Source organism: Bacillus sp. ISL-77, from assembly GCF_018613105.1.
The window spans coordinates 153,048-170,396 of sequence record NZ_JAGGQY010000051.1; the positions used below are offsets into that span (position 1 = coordinate 153,048).

General features: G+C 40.8%; 16 protein-coding genes and 1 pseudogene. 3 read left to right on the forward strand and 14 right to left on the reverse strand.

From position 1 onward, the window contains the following. Positions 1 to 65 precede the first annotated feature (65 nt). The 14 genes and pseudogenes from J7E77_RS21305 to J7E77_RS21370 all read right to left on the reverse strand — a co-directional run bounded on the left by J7E77_RS21305 (position 66) and on the right by J7E77_RS21370 (position 14,342). Positions 66 to 668 carry a GNAT family N-acetyltransferase gene (locus tag J7E77_RS21305; RefSeq protein WP_374102995.1) on the reverse strand — a complete coding sequence of 201 codons (603 nt, stop codon included), beginning with the start codon at positions 666 to 668 and terminating at the stop codon, positions 66 to 68. A gap of 337 nt (positions 669 to 1,005) precedes the next feature. Then, positions 1,006 to 2,214, reverse strand: coding sequence for an iron-containing alcohol dehydrogenase (locus J7E77_RS21310; protein WP_214716868.1), 1,209 nt, complete (start codon positions 2,212 to 2,214; stop codon positions 1,006 to 1,008). A 19-nt stretch (positions 2,215 to 2,233) separates the two neighbouring features. Next, the gene (locus tag J7E77_RS21315; protein ID WP_214716869.1) at positions 2,234 to 3,757 is read right to left on the reverse strand and encodes an aldehyde dehydrogenase family protein; all 1,524 of its coding nucleotides are present in this window, start codon (positions 3,755 to 3,757) and stop codon (positions 2,234 to 2,236) included. A 26-nt stretch (positions 3,758 to 3,783) separates the two neighbouring features. Then, a complete protein-coding gene (locus J7E77_RS21320) occupies positions 3,784 to 4,677 on the reverse strand; it encodes a R2-like ligand-binding oxidase (RefSeq protein WP_214716870.1) in 894 nt (297 codons plus the stop codon). A 23-nt stretch (positions 4,678 to 4,700) separates the two neighbouring features. Further along, entirely contained in the window at positions 4,701 to 6,221 is a 1,521-nt protein-coding gene (locus tag J7E77_RS21325) for a long-chain-fatty-acid--CoA ligase (protein ID WP_214716871.1), read from the reverse strand. 62 nt (positions 6,222 to 6,283) lie between these two features. Beyond that, entirely contained in the window at positions 6,284 to 7,228 is a 945-nt protein-coding gene (locus tag J7E77_RS21330) for an MBL fold metallo-hydrolase (RefSeq protein ID WP_214716872.1), read from the reverse strand. Between the two features lie 339 nt (positions 7,229 to 7,567). Continuing rightward, positions 7,568 to 8,737 carry a thiolase family protein gene (locus J7E77_RS21335; protein ID WP_214716873.1) on the reverse strand — a complete coding sequence of 390 codons (1,170 nt, stop codon included), beginning with the start codon at positions 8,735 to 8,737 and terminating at the stop codon, positions 7,568 to 7,570. Positions 8,738 to 8,895: 158 nt separating this feature from the next. Then, the gene (locus tag J7E77_RS21340) at positions 8,896 to 9,669 is read right to left on the reverse strand and encodes an SDR family oxidoreductase (RefSeq protein WP_214716874.1); all 774 of its coding nucleotides are present in this window, start codon (positions 9,667 to 9,669) and stop codon (positions 8,896 to 8,898) included. Positions 9,670 to 9,906: 237 nt separating this feature from the next. Then, a complete protein-coding gene (locus tag J7E77_RS21345) occupies positions 9,907 to 10,308 on the reverse strand; it encodes a MaoC/PaaZ C-terminal domain-containing protein (protein ID WP_214716875.1) in 402 nt (133 codons plus the stop codon). Then, positions 10,305 to 10,754, reverse strand: coding sequence for a MaoC family dehydratase N-terminal domain-containing protein (locus J7E77_RS21350; protein WP_214716876.1), 450 nt, complete (start codon positions 10,752 to 10,754; stop codon positions 10,305 to 10,307). Before J7E77_RS21350 ends, J7E77_RS21345 begins: the two co-directional genes overlap by 4 nt. A 20-nt stretch (positions 10,755 to 10,774) precedes the next feature. Then, positions 10,775 to 11,539, reverse strand: a complete 765-nt coding sequence (gene fabG / locus J7E77_RS21355) for a 3-oxoacyl-ACP reductase FabG (protein WP_214716877.1) — start codon at positions 11,537 to 11,539, stop codon at positions 10,775 to 10,777. 683 nt (positions 11,540 to 12,222) lie between these two features. Next, on the reverse strand, positions 12,223 to 13,401 hold the full coding sequence (locus J7E77_RS21360) for an acyl-CoA dehydrogenase family protein (protein WP_214716878.1): 1,179 nt from the start codon (positions 13,399 to 13,401) through the stop codon (positions 12,223 to 12,225). A gap of 191 nt (positions 13,402 to 13,592) precedes the next feature. Continuing rightward, positions 13,593 to 13,964, reverse strand: coding sequence for a DUF3147 family protein (locus tag J7E77_RS21365; protein ID WP_214716879.1), 372 nt, complete (start codon positions 13,962 to 13,964; stop codon positions 13,593 to 13,595). An 18-nt stretch (positions 13,965 to 13,982) separates the two neighbouring features. Beyond that, positions 13,983 to 14,342, reverse strand: a pseudogene (locus tag J7E77_RS21370) (DUF3147 family protein). 252 nt (positions 14,343 to 14,594) lie between these two features. Between J7E77_RS21370 and J7E77_RS21375 the strand changes: the two are divergent. The 3 genes from J7E77_RS21375 (at position 14,595) to J7E77_RS21385 (ending at position 17,338) form a co-directional block, all read left to right on the forward strand. Next, positions 14,595 to 14,747 carry a YpzG family protein gene (locus tag J7E77_RS21375; protein ID WP_214716880.1) on the forward strand — a complete coding sequence of 51 codons (153 nt, stop codon included), beginning with the start codon at positions 14,595 to 14,597 and terminating at the stop codon, positions 14,745 to 14,747. A gap of 188 nt (positions 14,748 to 14,935) precedes the next feature. After that, positions 14,936 to 15,439, forward strand: a complete 504-nt coding sequence (locus tag J7E77_RS21380; protein WP_214716881.1) for a GNAT family N-acetyltransferase — start codon at positions 14,936 to 14,938, stop codon at positions 15,437 to 15,439. Between the two features lie 228 nt (positions 15,440 to 15,667). Then, positions 15,668 to 17,338: a PAS domain S-box protein gene (locus J7E77_RS21385; protein ID WP_214716882.1), complete on the forward strand. Its 1,671-nt coding sequence runs from the start codon at positions 15,668 to 15,670 to the stop codon at positions 17,336 to 17,338. Positions 17,339 to 17,349 lie beyond the last annotated feature (11 nt).

Genomic DNA, 17,349 nt, shown 5'->3' on the forward strand with positions numbered 1-17,349 from the left:
TCTACCTGAGAATGGCCCTAACGAAAATTATATAATATTATGAATTAGGATTCAAAAAAATTTTATTAATTACATTTTTTTATCAATTGGACTTGCTCCGTTTTTTTCTCAAAGCCTAAATCTAGTAAGAATGGAATAACAGGATTTGATAATATGGAATTAATTATCATGAAGCTGACAGGCTTTTGATGTTCTCCAGATATAGAAGTGAAAATAGACTTTATCGTTTCCTTTTTAATGTCATTGAATAGTTCAAGCTGATATAAAATTACTTTTTCCAGTTGCCCGTCTTGGTTCCACACTCTTTTAAATAATGAATATCCTAACGGCTTTTGTTTACTGTCGAAATAGATCTGTGTTTCACCCGACTTAACACTCTGCCACTGACATTGCCATGGAACCTTTTCATTATAAAAATGGAAAGTTGGCAGTTGCTCGGGCCGGATAGATTTTAAGGCAATGGGAGTGTGATCAAACAATATGGTCCCATTTAGATAAACAAGTGAATTAATTATTTCATAGCCATGACTTTTATATAATCGAATGGCCCTTTCATTTTCCTTAATGGCTTCTAGTGTGGCAACCTCGACCTCTTCTTCGGAGTAATCTTTTATGGCTGCCTCCATTAAAAGCTTTGACACACCCCTTCCACGGTATTTGGGGGCGATTCCTGTCCCGCCATTTCATGCAGTTTTTTTTCCGTCGATCACACGAAATCCATTTAATACAATCGCTACAGGTTCTACTCCATCAAAAGCAACTAAAGAGTGCTTCAAAGATAATTCTTCATTAACCAGCCGTTATCGTATCTTGTATGGTGCATTCTGTTAATCTTTTAAATGTAATTTTCATATTTTCAACCCTTTCTAGTGGATGGCTCCTTTTACTGGTAGATGGCCTCTTTTTAATGGCGACTAGGTTCTTCCTTTGGTATGTATAACTACATTCAGCAATTTATTAAACCCAGCCAGCTTGTCTTTGCGCTGGCTGGGTCACATTAAAAATCTATTTCACTGTCAAGGGAACAACCTTTTGCCCAATTGCCGCAATTAATTCTTTTGGCATTGGGAAGCTTAATGCAGCTGGGTCCTTCATGACCGCTGGAATCGCTAACTGGAGTGCCTCTTCGCTAATGTTAAATTGCTTGAAATCAGCCGGTAATCCAACCTTATACTGAAGCAATTTAATTTTCCCAATCACTTTTGCTAATGCCGTTTGTGGGGTATCACCCTTTACATCCACATTCAAGGCTTGTGCTAATTCAGCAGCCTTTGGCAAATATAACTCAGGTACCAATTCCATGACCACCGGCAAAAAGACTGCATTTGCTAAGCCATGTGGAATTCGGAACAAGGCCCCGTACGCGTGAGCCATATTGTGAACAGGTATCGCATTTAAGGCGAAACTGAAAGCTGTGATCCCCATTAAGCTAGCTTGCAATAAATCCATGCGGGCATCAAGGTTCGAACCATCAACAACGGCAACTGGTAGATTTTTTTCAATAAGGCGAATTGCATGGAGGGCATAGGCATCGGTTAGACCTGTTGCGGTTGGTGATGCGAGCGCCTCGATGGCATGCGTTAAGGCATCAAATCCAGTAAATGCCGTAATGACTGGTGGTAGTCCGACGGTTAAATCTGGATCCAATATCGCCATATCGGCATTAATAAACGGATTGATGATATTCGTCTTCATTTGAATTTCTTCATTAAAAATAACGGCAATCGGTGACACTTCTGAACCAGTTCCCGCGGTAGTCGGAATGGCAATATGGGGAATCGGCATGTAATCTGCTTTTGGGAATGACTCGTACAACAAACCGCCAGGGATCGCCTCTTTTATATCTGTCAATCCTTTGTGGAGCGCATACTTTACCCCTTTTACGGTATCCAGAACACTGCCCCCGCCAACTGCAAGTAAGGAATCTGCACCTATTTCTCTTGCATAGCGGACAGCTTCATTGATGCAGCTGCTTTCGGCATCCTGTTTGATATCAAGAAATTGACCGACAAGTTCTGGGCCAGAGCCATGACCTGTCAGCGAAAAAATATCGGCCACTTTTTCAACAATTCCTGCTGCTTCTAGTCCTCTATCACTTAAAAGGAGCACCCGTTTGGCACCCAGACCAGCAAAAAGACTTGGGACCATCGCCCTTGAGTTTGAACCGCAGTATATACCCGTACGTAACATAAACTGTGATAAGGTTGTTTTCATTTTCATCCTCACCTCTTCATTAGTTTTGGCCAAACAGAATTCCATACCAATTGCGTCGATCTAGTTCAGGCGACATCGATGTGTGGACATGCTTTACCTGGGTATAGGCATCGAGTGATTGCTGTCCCATTTCTCTGCCAATTCCGCTTTGTTTGTACCCGCCAAACGGGGCATCACTTCTGAGCATATGCCAGTCATTAATCCAGACCACGCCCGCCTGCAGTTTTCTAGCCACCGCGTAGGCTTTATTGACATCACGTGTCCAAACTCCTGCAGCTAAGCCATAAATCGTATCATTGGCCATTCGAATCGCATCGTCCAGATCAGAATAACGAATCACACAGAGGACTGGGCCGAAAATTTCTTCCTGGGCAATTTTCATATCATTGGTGACATTTGTAAAAATCGTTGGTTCGATGAAATATCCTTCCTCACAGCCATCAACCTTAACTTCCTTGCCACCACAGACAAGGGTCGCGCCTTCTTGTTTACCTGCTTCAATATAGGAAAGGATGGTTTCCTTTTGCTTTTTCGAGATTACTGGACCAACATCGGTGGTCGGATCAAGTGGATTCCCAAGCTTTAATTTACTTGTGAGAGCAACTAAACCTGCAACCACTTGGTCATACAGCTTATCTGGTACAAATAAACGCGTCCCTGATTCACAAAGCTGACCGGAATGGAGAAATACTCCAAATAGACTTCCAGGCAGAGCAATACTAAGATCGGCATCCTCTAAAAGGATATTAGGTGATTTTCCACCTAGTTCTAGTGTGGTTTTCTTAATCGTCCTTGCAGCAAGTCCCATAATCCGTCTGCCAATCTCAGTCGAACCAGTGAATGCCACTTTATCGACCTTTGGGTGGTTAACTAAAGCTTCGCCCACTTCTGCACCAGAACCTGAGACAACGTTAATTACACCTGGAGGGACCACGGTTGAAATAATTTCTGCTAACTTCAAAGTGGACAGCGGCGTGTAGCTGGCAGGCTTGATCACAATTGTATTCCCCATCGCCAGTGCTGGAGCAATCTTCCAGGTAGCAATCACCATTGGCAAGTTCCAAGGAGTAATCGCTGCACATACACCGATTGGTTCACGCCAAATAAAATTATGTGCTGGTCCTGGGAATGGCGGCACTGGCAGTGTCTCCGAGAATGGATACTCAACCGTAAAATTGGCCAATGTTTGGAACAAGTCAACCATTTGCAAAATATCACTATTGCCAATTCGGCGTACCGTTCCACCTGAGCTAATCGCTTCTAAGTATGCTAGTTCCTCGGCATGTTCGGCAATTTGATAGGAAATCGCATATAACACCTTGGCTCGGCCTTTTGGCTTCATGTCTTTCCAGTCACCCTGATCAAATGCCTCACGGGCCGCATTTACAGCACGGTCAACATCTTCCGTAGTTCCTTTTGCTACTCTAGCTACAAGTTCACCATTTGCCGGGTTCAATACATCAAACGTTTCTTGACTGGAGGCTGGTTCCCACTTTCCGTTAATAAAGTGGGGAAATGTTTGAACATCAACCTTTACCGTCATGATAATTCCTCCTTTTCTAAAATCACTTATAGAACTCCTAAGTCACTATCTGTGTATCTATAAATCTCCTCGATTTTTTTGCCTTGTGCCCGCGCTAAGATTTCCATTCGGACCGAGAGTTGTTTTAAGGTAAAGTTCATGATATCTTCAGGATCCCCGCCGAATGCACTTACCTCCCTTCCTGCGATGCCTTCTTGATTTAGCCTAATCGCTAAAGGGGTCAGCTCGCCCATCTTGGCGGCCACAAAATCAAAGAGATGTGGATGTTCACAAATTAACCGTTGCAAAAGGAATGTCCCATAGCCAATATGCCTGGACTCATCCTTTTTTAAATTACCAACACCTTCAAGCAATCCTGGCATGATACCCGCGGTTTCTAATGTTTGATAGAAAGAATAATAACCGGTTTCTGCTAATACTCCTTCAACAAACATGTTGTACACTACGGATGCCTCGGCGATCGCTTCTGGGGATTGGTCGGAAATCAACCGTTCCATTGTTGTTGGGAGAATCTCATAGAAAATCTTCTGATAGGTTTCGGTATGAAAGTGAGATAAGTCCCCTCGCTCCCCGATTGCATTCAAAACTAGACGGAAAAATTCTGTATGTTTCGCTTCCTCGTATAAAAAGGTCGTCAAAAACATTTCTTCCTCAAGGCGCCCTTCTTTCGCAATCGCCATAATCAGTGGAAGAAGATCTAATGTAACCGCTTCTTCGCCGGCTTGAAATTGAGAAATAAGCCGCAAGATATCTGCTTGTTGTTCCGTATTTAGTGTTTTCCAGTCCTTTTGGTCCTGACTGAAATCTATATCTGCTGGGTTCCAGGTTCCTAACCGTTTTGCTTTTTGGAATAAGCGGTACGGGAAAGAATCTTCAAGCAAACCTCGACTGCTAGTTGTTAATATGGTTCTTTTTTCCATATATGTTCTCCTCCTTTTTTCTTTTACGGTTTGATTACAATTTCTGAAGCTTGCCTGCGGAGATGCGTCTTTAATATTTTCCCGACACCATTTCTTGGCAGTGCCTTTAGGAAAACGATTCTGCGTGGTGTTTTGTTTTTTGCTAAATGGTCCTGGCAATAGTGAATTAGCTCCTCTTCCGTTACTTTTGCACCAGGTTTTTTCACGACACAGGCAACCATTTCTTCGCCCATTCGTTCATCGGGAATACCAACAACCGCTACCTCAAAAACTTGTTCATGAGCATTTAATATTTCTTCGACATCACGAGGATACACATTAAATCCGCCGCGAATAATTAAATCCTTCTTTCGGTCAACGATATAGACATAGCCCTCATCATCCATCCGGGCCATATCCCCGGTAAATAACCACGAATCTTTTAAGACACGGCTGGTTTCTTCGGCATTTTGATAGTAGCCAGGCGTGACATTATCACCGCGAACGATTAATTCACCCACTTCCCCAACAGGAACTTCCTCGCCATTTTCATCGACGATTTTCAACACTACCCCAGGAATCGGGATCCCAACAGAGCCAGGTTTTATTTCGATTCCTTTGCGATGAGCAGTAACAACCGGTGCAGCCTCTGATAACCCATAGCCCTCATACACTTTTGCGCCAAATTTTTGTTCAAAAGCGTGCAATAAGGCAACCGGCAGCGGTGCAGAACCTGATCCGACTGATTCAAGACTGGAGATTTTATATTGGTCGGCATGTGGATAAGATACTAAGGCATGAATCATCGCGGGAACAGCTGAGAACGTCTTAACCTGATGTCTTTCAATCGCTTTAAATACCTCTTTTGTATCAAAGCTTGAAAAAATAACGATAGAACTGCCTGTTAGAAAGCAAATATTCGAAATCGTGAAGCCATACACATGGGCAAGCGGCAGGACTCCAAGTGTTGTGCCCCGCTCTGTTTCATTATGCTTTGCTGAATTCTCGGCATTAGAATATAAGTTTTTATGGGTTAATAGCACCCCTTTTGGATTTCCAGTCGTACCTGAGGTATATAGAATGACTGCTGTATCATCTGAGTTCCCACCATCGACAAGTTGATTTTCGGCGGGGACAAACATGTCATAGAAGTTTTTCGCACGCTCATCTGATGGCAGATCAACAACAATTAACTGTGGTTTAGCCGGTAATCCTTCTAATGAACTTTCAACATTACTCCTTACTGCGGAGGAGGTAATTACTGCTTTTGCGCCAGAATTTCGTGCGATGTAGTGAAGCTCCTTTGGATGCAAAGTAAACATAACCGGGACAATCGTTGCTCCTGCTCTGGTAATTCCTTGATAGGCAAAGAGGACCTCAGGACAATTGGGCATACAAACTATTACTCTGTCGCCCTTAGCAATTCCAAGATTTCGCAAACCACATGCAAATTGGTCCGAGAATTGCTTCGTTTCAATATTAGTGAACGTCTTTTCTTTGTAAAATAAAAAAGGATACTCACCAAACTCGGCGATATTTGTTTCCAGCAGGTCTTTCAACTTCACAACATCCGCTCCTTTTTTAAAAATCTTATAAAACACCCGAAGGTATAGGACTACCACTATTACTAGATCGAACGATAAATAACAACTGAATCTTTTTGCTCATAACTAACCTGCTGTCTTTCTTCAAGCAAATCCAAGTGGCCTTGTATTTGTGATAGCCCTAAGAACACCGTATTTCCGTGCAAACGCGGATACATTTGCCTGCAGATTTCATAGATGCATTTTTCTCCTGTTGTAAGAGTCGCTAGAATTTGCTCACATCGTTTTTCTTGTTCTAGTAATCTTGTTTTGATCAAGGATAAATGTTCGCTAAATGCTTCGCCATGACCAGGGTAGATTGTTTTCAGCGGCAGTCTGCCTACTTTTTCAAGCGAGTTTCGGTATTGCATTAACGGCCGCGGACGATTGACCTCGCCTGGATTAGGCGGCTCGATAAAAGCATTCACGGAAAATGCCTTTAATAGATGATCACCGGCTAAAGTATCGCCAGTTTTTTTGTTCCATAGTAAAATATCAGATTGGCTGTGGCCGGGAACATGAACTACTTCAAACTCCTTCCCGCCTAACGGTAAAACATCACCTTCATTTAGATAGGTAACATTCCGCCACTTTTCCTCTTTAAATGGACGTTCGAAGATGTGATTGAATGGGTCAGCACCACAGCTCGATAAAAACTGATGAAAAAAAGCCTGCACTCGTTGATACTCGTCCATACCAACATTAATCGACCCTCTCGCCTGTTCATGGACATAGATTGGCAAATCTATTTCTTCCAAAATGTAAGGAATTGCACCCGCATGGTCGATATGGATGTGGGTAAGGACAATTTGATCAATCTCCTTCAATGTAACTCCGTGCGTATGTAGTTTGCTTTTAAGTTGTTGAAATGACGCTTTCCCAGGGTTACCTGTGTCGATTAACGTAACGGAATCTCCAATCGCCAAAAAGGCATTGACCGTCCCCTCAGCAAAATGGGTTTCTAATTCAAGCGGTACAATTCTATACAATTTAATATCCCTCCCTTCCAAACATTATTTAACTATCACTTTGACAGGAGGATTGACCTAAGCACTATCAAAACTATATTTCACTTTCACTAGAAATATGAATACGATTCATCCAAAAAATGAAAATTTTTATTTTTTTCAAAAAATGTTTTAATCACCAGAACCCCCATGATAAAAACGTAAATTATGTAATATTAACAAGGGGGTATTCACTAATAAAACTGTTATTTCTTCAACTTAATTGGGACAATTTTTCCATCCTCAAAAATCCTTTTACTTTTTTAACTCGGAAGGAGGCATGTCTGCCTCTACTTCCCCCGAGGTGACTAACAGCACGAATTATTCGCGTTCAATGATCGTTGCAATTCCTTGTCCGCCTCCAATACAGGCGGTGATCAGGGCATATTTTCCAGCTGATCGTTTTAATTCATAGATTGCTTTGGTGACGAGGATGGCGCCTGTTGCCCCGAGTGGATGTCCGTGAGCAATAGCGCCGCCGTTTTTATTTACTTTTTCAAGGTCCATCCGGAGTTCGCGATTACATGCTATTACCTGTGCCGCAAACGCTTCATTTATTTCAATGACGTCTATATCATTTAATGAATATCCTGACTTTTGAAGCACTTTTTTCACAGCAGGAACAGGTCCGATTCCCATAATATTCGGGTCTACACCCGCAACGGCATAAGCGCGAATCACGGCTAGAGGGGTAAGATTTAATTCCTCTGCCCTTTCTCTCGACATAATCACAAGTGCCGATGCTGCATCATTTAAGCCCGAGCTATTTCCCGCTGTAACTGTACCGCTTTTTAGAAAAGCTGGCTGCAGCTTCGCCAATGCCTCATAGGTCGTTTGCGGACGCGGGTGTTCATCCATTTTAAAAATTAATGGTTCTCCCTTTTTAACTGGAATCGAGATTGGGACAATTTGTTCATCGAATCGGCCCTCCTCCATCGCAATCGCCATTCGCTGTTGGCTTTGAAGGGCAAATTGATCCTGTTCTTCTCTCGTAATCTGATATTTTTCCACAAGGTTTTCAGCAGTTATGCCCATGGGCGGATCACCAATCTCTTTTGGTGACAGCTGTGATCTCCTGAAACTTGGCGGCACCGGGCTAAACGGTTTTTCTGGTCGATCCATCAAATAAGGGGCCCGGCTCATGCTTTCTGTCCCGCCAGCAATATAGACATCACCATCCCCGGCACGTATTGCTTGGGCAGCAAGATTGATAGCATTCAGTCCTGACCCGCACTGACGGTCTACTGTTATTCCTGGCAAATCTAGCGATAACCCCGTCTGTAAGGCTGTTAATCTAGCGATATTTCCACCGCCGGACAAGACATTTCCAAATACAACATCGTCTATGATTTCCGGATTAATATTTGCGCGTTTAACTGCTTCTTTAATAACCTCTGCTCCCAATACGTGGGCAGGAACACCTGCAAGAGCACTTCCTTGTCTGCCTATCGCGGTTCTGACGGCTGAAACGATGACTGCATCTCTTTTCATTACACTATTCACCCCTAGGATTTGAATTTATTATTTTTCAGGAAAAATATTGATTTTTTCCGTAGGAAGAACTCTTTTAAGAGCTATTTATTACATAAAATAGGATTCTATCAGTAGTTATTGTATTCAATCAGCGAATTTCATTTTGGTGACAATATCTACATCGCATGCGCCCCTCCATCGACAACAACGATATCTCCCGTTACAAAATCGGAAGCTGGTGCAGCTAGGAATAAGGCAACGCCTTTAAGGTCATTATCAGTACCAAATTTTCTTAATGGGGTGCCTTCAAGAATTGCTTCTCCCCCCTGATCCAGCAACCCTTTTGACATTTTCGTCGGAAAAAATCCTGGTGCGATGGCATTTACATAAATGCCGCTTGGACCCCATTTGACAGCCAAATCTTTAGTAAAAGTAATCACAGCTCCTTTACTAGAGTTATAGCCAATTGCATTCATATACTTTGGATTACTTCCCTTTAAACCAGCCACTGATGCAATGTTAATTATTTTTCCTGATTTTTGTTCGAGCATCACCTTACCAACCGCCTGGGACATTAAGAAGGTACCAGTAACATTGACATCCATGACCTTTTTCCAAGCTTCGAGCGGCATTTCCTCGACCGGTGCTCCCCAAGAGGCGCCGCTATTATTTACAAGAATATCAATTCTCCCAAATCGTTTAATCGTCCGCTCGACGACATTCTTGATATCTTCGGGGCTGGTGACATCACATTTTAAGGCAAAACTCTCCACACCCAGTCTTTTTATGCCTTCGCTTACTTCCTCACAGGCTTCCAATTTTCTTGAACAAACCACTACATTTGCACCTGCTTCCGCAAAGCCTTCAGCGATTTGCTGGCCAAGTCCCCTGCCGCCGCCTGTTACAATAGCTACTTTTCCCGTTAAATCAAACAACTCTTTCACATTCATTGATCGTTCCCCCTATTACAAGCGTCATTGTTCATTGAGCCCGTTACCACCGAAACCGGTGAAAAGCTTCCTGCACGTCCCTTTATAGACAACCACTAAATACTAACCAGTTGGTATGTAGATGTTTCTTATAATACCAAAATTTTCATATATTCAACATCTAATTTGATAACAATAAACCCAGCAGCAAGAAGGGGTTTTTCTTCTTGGTGCCGGGTCTAAATTCACATCATGTAATTAATATTGGCGATAAACTACCTCACCTTTTAATACTTCATTACCTTGTTGATTGACCGCTTGGACAGTAAAGCGCAGATTTTGTTCCTCATTCTCTTTCAGTGTCGCTTTCAGTGTAATCACATCATTTAAAAATACCATTCCTTTAAAACGGATCGAGTAATCCTGTACGAAGCCTTCTTCATAATAAGCAGTAAAAAGCTTTGCAAGGTTCCCCATTGTCCACATTCCATGGGCAATTATACCTGGTAATCCCGCTTTTTTCGCCTCATCATCAATCGTGTGTATTGGGTTAAAGTCTCCTGATGCACCTGCATACTTGATTAATGCAAGCCGCAATACAGGCGCCAGTTGAATTTCTTTGACCGATTCTCCAACTTGTAATTCAGTAAGAGTACTCATCGTGCCAACACCTTCCTCACAGCTTCAGAGATGACAATCGTTGAGGACGAGCTAAAAATTAAAGCGCCGGATAGATCCTCGCCGTAATTTTCCACAACCAGGAATCCCATCTCCCCAAAGTTCCCTTTTTTCTCAAAGTAGCTTTTTACTTTGGTATAACAGTAAATTGTTTCGCCAACTCTTAATGGCCGCTCGTAATGAAATGTTTGTTCTCCGTGGATTAAACCTTTATTGGGAAGATTTAATCCTTCGATGACACCATAATCAAAAGTTCTTGGAAAGGTAGGAGGTGCAATGTTGGCTTTGTTTCTTGAATTTCTTCCAGTTTCTTCATCAAAATAAATGGGATGAAGGTCACCAATCGCCTCCGCAAATTTTTTGACGGCTCCTCTTTCAACGTCATTTTTAACCTTGTTTGATTGTTTGCCTATCTGGTCTTTAAACAATTCATCCTCACCTCACCTTATTAACATTTTGGTCCACCGGCAACATATATTACTTGGCCATTTACGAAAGACGATTTTTCATCAGCAAAGAAGGCTACCGTATTGGCAATGTCTGCTGGCTTGCCACTTCTGCCGACTGGAATATGTGCCACACTCGCTTGAATTAATTGCTCAAATGGAATGCCGATTCTGGCAGCGGTTTCCTTCGTCATCTCCGTTTCAATAAATCCAGGCGCCACTGAGTTTGCTGTAATCCCATATCTTCCTAACTCAATTGCGAGTGTTTTTGTAAAGCCCTGCAAGCCGGCCTTTGCCGCCGCATAATTAGCTTGACCGCGATTTCCAAGTGCTGATGTCGAAGAAATATTGATGATACGCCCATATTTATTTTCGACCATATATTTTTGAGCAGCGCGGGCCGCATTGAATGATCCTTTTAAGTGCACATCCATAACGGTCTGCCAATCTGAATCGGTCATTTTAAAAAATAGATTATCGCGGATTACCCCGGCATTATTCACGAGGATATCTACGGAGCCAAATTTCTCATAAACCTCTTTCATGGCATCTTCAACCTGCTCGGCATCAACGACGTTTGCAACTTTTGAATAAACGTCATAACCTTTTTCTTTTAATTCACTGGTTGTTTCACTTAACGCCTCTTCGTTCAAATCTATTAAAGCTACCTTTGCTCCTTCTTGTGCAAAAAGCTCGACAATCCCTTTGCCGATTCCACGGCTTCCACCCGTAACAAAAGCAACTCTTCCTTTAAATCTCCCTGCCATTTCTATTCCTCCTGTTTAATAAAATTATAGATTGCGCTTACATTTAATTTGTGGCTATGTTATAGTTTCATTTGATTTAGTTGTCAATAACCCTCATTGGAACCACTTTTCTTTGTTTTTCCGTGATTTCTGTCGCCAATAGCCCTCATTGGACACTTTTCATTGTGTTTCTCTGATTTCTGTCGCCAATAGCCCTCATTGGAACCACTTTTCTTTGTTTTTCCCTGATTTCTGTTGCCAATAACCCTCATTGGAGACACTTTTCATTGTGTTTCTCTGATTTCTGTCGCCAATAACCCTCATTGGAACCACTTTTCTTTGTTTTTCCGTGATTTCTGTCGCCAATAGCCCTCATTGGAGACACTTTTCATTGTGTTTCTCTGATTTCTGTCGCCAATAGCCCTCATTGGAACCACTTTTCTTTGTTTTTCCGTGATTTCTGTCGCCAATAACCCTCATTGGAGACACTTTTCATTGTGTTTCTCTGATTTCTGTTGCCAATAGCCCTCATTGGAACCACTTTTCTTTGTTTTTCCTGATTTCTGTTGCCAATAGCCCTCATTGGAGACACTTTTCTTTGTTTTTCCCTGATTTCTGTTGCCAATCGTCTGGACCTTACAAATACAATAAATATGTCTCTTCACGACTTTATTTTGAACATCGAAATATAACAGAGACAATGTTTACACGTATTGACCAATCTTCACATGACCTTTAATCAGGTTACGTGCGATAATCATTCGTTGGATTTCGTCTGTGCCGTCGTAAATTCTCCATAGTCTTGCTTCGCGATACCAGCGCTCAATCGGTAATTCTCTTGTATACCCCATCCCGCCGTGAATTTGAAGGACACGGTCGACGACATTGTTGCCCATATTTGCACCATATAATTTTGCTATCGATGCTAAGTGTCGATTATCTTCCCCATGATCTAAAGTAAAGGCAGCGTTCAAGACTAGCCATCTTGCCGCTTCAATTTCAACCGCAGAATCTGCGATTTGCCATTGGATTGCTTGTCTTTCAGCAATAGGTTTCCCAAATGTAACCCGTTCCTTTGCATAATCAATCGCCATTTGCAGCAAGCGTTCAGCGGCACCGACTGCTCTTGCCCCAACAACCCAGCGTGCAAACCCAATCCACTCGAGACCAAGATTATAGCCCTTGTGTAATTCACCCAGGATATTTTCCTCCGGAACACGGACATTATCAAAAACTAAGCCGGCTGGACCCCATTCTCCCATTGTATGTATATACTCTGATTTCCAGCCCATATCACGGTCGACAATAAAGCATGTAACCCCTTCGCGGCCTTGTGTTGATTGATGTAGTTCTTTATCCGTAATCGCTATCGCCATAACGAAGTCCGCTTCGTTTCCGCCGGTAATAAACGTTTTTTCACCATTAAGAACCCATTCACTGCCGTCTTTCACTGCTGTCATTTTAATATTTCTGGTATCAGAACCAGCACCTGGCTCGGTCATTGCAAAACAAGACTTTTTCTCGCCATTAATCGTCGGAATTAAGTATTTTTTCTTTTGTTCTTCATTACCATAGTAAAGAATATTATCTGCACCACCGCCGAACTGGAATGGGACAAAGGTTTTTGACACTTCCATTAACACAATTGCCATCATCATTTGACCAAGATCTGCACCACCATATTCCTCTGGAGTGTTAATTCCCCAAAAACCTGCTTCCTTCGCTTTTAGTTGCAGCTCTTTTAGTTTACTTGCAGGAAGACTCGGTTTACCTTCTCGTTCATTGCGAAGTACATCGTTTTCAAGGGGAATAAGTTCTTTTTCTACGAATCTTCTAATTGTTTTTTGTACCATTTTTTGTTCATCAGTCAATCGTAAATACATACCATTCACTCCATTCTTATTCTTAACATCAAGTTTAATGCCGTTAATTTATAATATGCTGAACCGATTGTAGGCATACCTACCGGTTGGTATGTTAACTTTATTTTATTCCGAACTTTCAGATAATACAAGTTAATATTTTCCTAATAAAAAAAATCCTCTAGCTATGGCGCCAAAGAATTTTTTGTTAACTATACATGACTAATTACTTTTCTTGCTGTCCGCTCTCTTAAGGTGGAAATGGTAAGTGAACTTCCAAGCCAAAATAGGAGACCTAGAATGATACTAAAAATCCAATTTTCACTGGTTTCCAATGTTATTAAAACTGTTATTACACAAATGATTCCACCAATCATTCCATATACGGAGCCTCTAGCAATATTTGTTGCTTTCTTAGTCCCCGAGGCAATTCCCACCATAATAACGGCTGTCAACATAACGGCTGGAAAAGCGGCAAAAATACCGGCAAGAATCTTCCATGGGGAAATAATAGTTATAAGATAACTTAGGGAGACTGCTGCCCCACCTAGTAAAAACCGAATAAATAAGTCCTTTTTATTCATGTTGTCCACCTTTTTCATTTAATGAGATGTAATGAATACAACAACAATTGATACAGTAAACCAGCAAGCCATTGCATGTAGGATTCCTTTTTTCCAACCTATCTTAGGAAGCAGGTAGCCTGCGAGGATGGCGACAAGAATATTGATTGCCATCCCAAAAATGGCGCCTTTAGATAACATGATCGAATGGGTAATAAGCTGACCGCCGTGAAAATCAAGACTAATGGTGAGTAATGCTGTCAGCTAAACAGCAGGAAATGCAGCAAATATTCCCCCAGCTTTTTCCCCTAACTTCTTTGCTACGACAGTACAGGCAACTACAGCTAGACCTCCCAAAAGGAATCGAAGAAGCAGTCCGCCAAGTGATAAACTAACCATTTTAAATTCGCCTCTTTTATTGTTTTGACATGCTGTTAAAAATAATTTGTTTTGTGAATTGAATCACAATCATTCGATGTATTCATTTTAACTCATTTCCATGACTATGCATGTGAACGTTTTATTAACGTTTTTGAAGATATTTCTCATTAAATTCAAGTTTGATGACTATTTTCCTGTCATTTTACAAAAGATAATGGTGATATTCATTAGAATATCGTCGTTTCAAATCCTTTGATGAGGTGATTTTAGATGAGTTATAAAGACCATTTAGATCCGCACTCAGAGCTCTTTCACCACCATACGACGCGTCCAAAACGTCAAAATTCACAAGTGAATGGGCAAACTCAAGTGACGCATAACACGATCATCTTAAGGAGCAATGCCAAGGCCCACCGTTGGTAAGGCTTAGGCAAAGAAACGAGTAATGGCAGCATAAACATTTACTGTCATTAGAAATGACCTTTTCTCGAACAGCAATTTCGAGAAAAGGTTTTTCTTTTTCAAAGTAATTTGTTATTACAATATTGATAATGTTTGTTCCAAAAGATATTATAAAATCTATTAAGAAAAAAACGGGAGTGGTACATAACATGTTTGATGACTTTACGATTAGAGATGCCGATATGTGTGATTTGCCTGTAATTGTTGATATATACAATACAACCATAGCAAGTAGGATGGTTACAGCCGATCTTGAACCAATATCAGTAGAAAACAGAGTTCAATGGTTTAACGAACATTCATCAACCTTTCGTCCATTATGGGTTGTAGAAAATCAAGGAGAAATTTGCGCATGGGTTAGTTTCCAATCTTTTTACGGCAGGCCCGCCTATAATGCGACAGCAGAAATTAGTATCTATATTCATCCCGACTTTCGAGGCAGGAAACTTGGTAAATATTTAATCCAAAAAGCAATCGATGCCTGTCCAAGTCTGCAAATCAAAACCTTACTAGGTTTTATTTTTGGTCATAATGAACCTAGCATTAAACTTTTCTCAAGTTTTGGATTTGAAAAATGGGCACAGCTTCCGAATGTGGCTGAGCTGGATGGGATTGAACGTGATTTAGTTATCCTTGGAAAAAGACTCTTCTAAAAATCTTGAAATCGAAGAACAGATAGCTTATGGAATACACTCCATAAGCCTTTTCCATGTAGGCAATCAGATAATAATGTAGCAAAAGTTTTTATAGTTATTAATATTTCAAGCGTTGCATTATTCCAAAATAATGGATTATCTAGTACTATAGACTAAGGAGTAATAAATACTCACTACTCCTTGTTTTTAATAAACTTTATTCCTTGAAGAGAACTGGAGATTTCCATGAATAAAATAAAGATCATCATCCTCTACTTTTTTACAAGTATTATTTGGATATATGGGTCCAATTATGTAATCGAACAATATGTGCCTTCTTCACTTATTGAGTTGGTGTTAAGGTCAAAAGAGATCTTTTATGTTGCCATGACTGGAGGGTTCATTTATTTCTTCATTAGTAAAAAAGAGGAGTTAGATGTTTCCCAGGAAGATCAGAAACGTCTATCTACTTTAATCAATTCAATGGTTGATTTTGTTAACTTTAAAGACGGTGAAGGCAGATGGATTGAAGCAAATGAATTTGGTTTACAATTGTTCCAGCTTGAGAATGTGGATTATCGGGGGAAAAAGGATTCGGAATTAGCCGAGTATACAGACTTTTACGGTGATGCTCTCAGATTTTGTGAAACTTCTGATGAAGATGCTTGGATTAATCGAGAAATCACTCGAATAGAGGAAGTCCTTCCTGTTCCAGATGGATCAGTAAAAATATTTGACACGATTAAAGTACCACTATTTCACGAAGATGGCAGTCGACAAGGTTTGGTCATCATTGGACGTGATATTACCGAAAAAAAGGAAATGGCATTAAAATTAGCAGAGAGTCAGCAACAATATAAGTCATTATTTGAATACAGTCCAGATATTGTTTATATGATGGATTTAGGCGGAACTATTACCAATTTAAACCCACAGTATGATGTCATTACAGGCTTCAAACGGGAAGAAGCGATTGGGAAAAATGTAAAACAATTATTACCAAAAAGGTATAAACGATATCTTCCAAAGTTCATTTCCACTGTTGTGGAAGAAATAAAACCGGTCATGTATGAGGTGTATATACCACATGCAAACGGGAATCGGATTATCTTACAATGTACTTCCCTTCCGATCATTATTAATGGAAATATCGCTGGAATTATTGGCTATGGCAGTGATGTGACCACCTTAAGGGATGCAGAAGAACGTCTTCGCAGGACAGAAAAGCTATCAATCGTTGGTGAATTATCTGCCAGCGTTGCCCATGAAATTCGGAATCCGCTGACGTCATTAAAAGGATTTGTCCAACTTTTACAAATGGAAGATGATAAGCATCAATTTTTTTATCAAATTATGCTCGACGAATTAAATCGTATCAATGACATTGTTGGTGAGCTTTTGTTATTGGCAAAACCTCAGCTTTTAAAATATACCAAAGCAGATCTTCAAAAGCTATTAATGGATGTCATTTCATTATTAAACACCGAAGCGAGTTTATATAATGTTCAAATTGAAGCTCTTTTTCCTGAAAACGACATATGGATTGAATGCGAACCAAATCAACTCAAGCAATTGTTTATCAATTTGATTAAAAATTCGATAGAAGCAAGCCAAAATGGAGGAACGGTTTCCATTATTCTAGAGCAAATAGAAAATAGTCATGTGTTAATTTCCATTAAAGACAATGGCTGCGGTATTTCTAAAGAAAGATTAGAGAAAATTGGCGAACCCTTCTACTCTTCTAAAGAAAAAGGGACTGGGTTAGGTTTAACGGTTAGTTTCAAGATTGTTCAATCCCATCAAGGCAATATCCATTTTGATAGTCAGAAAAATCAAGGGACATCTGTTCAAATTTCATTACCGATCAAGCAAAAAGACCCTAAAAACAACCAGCGCTCGATTCCTGAAGGAGTGTAAAATGAATAAGT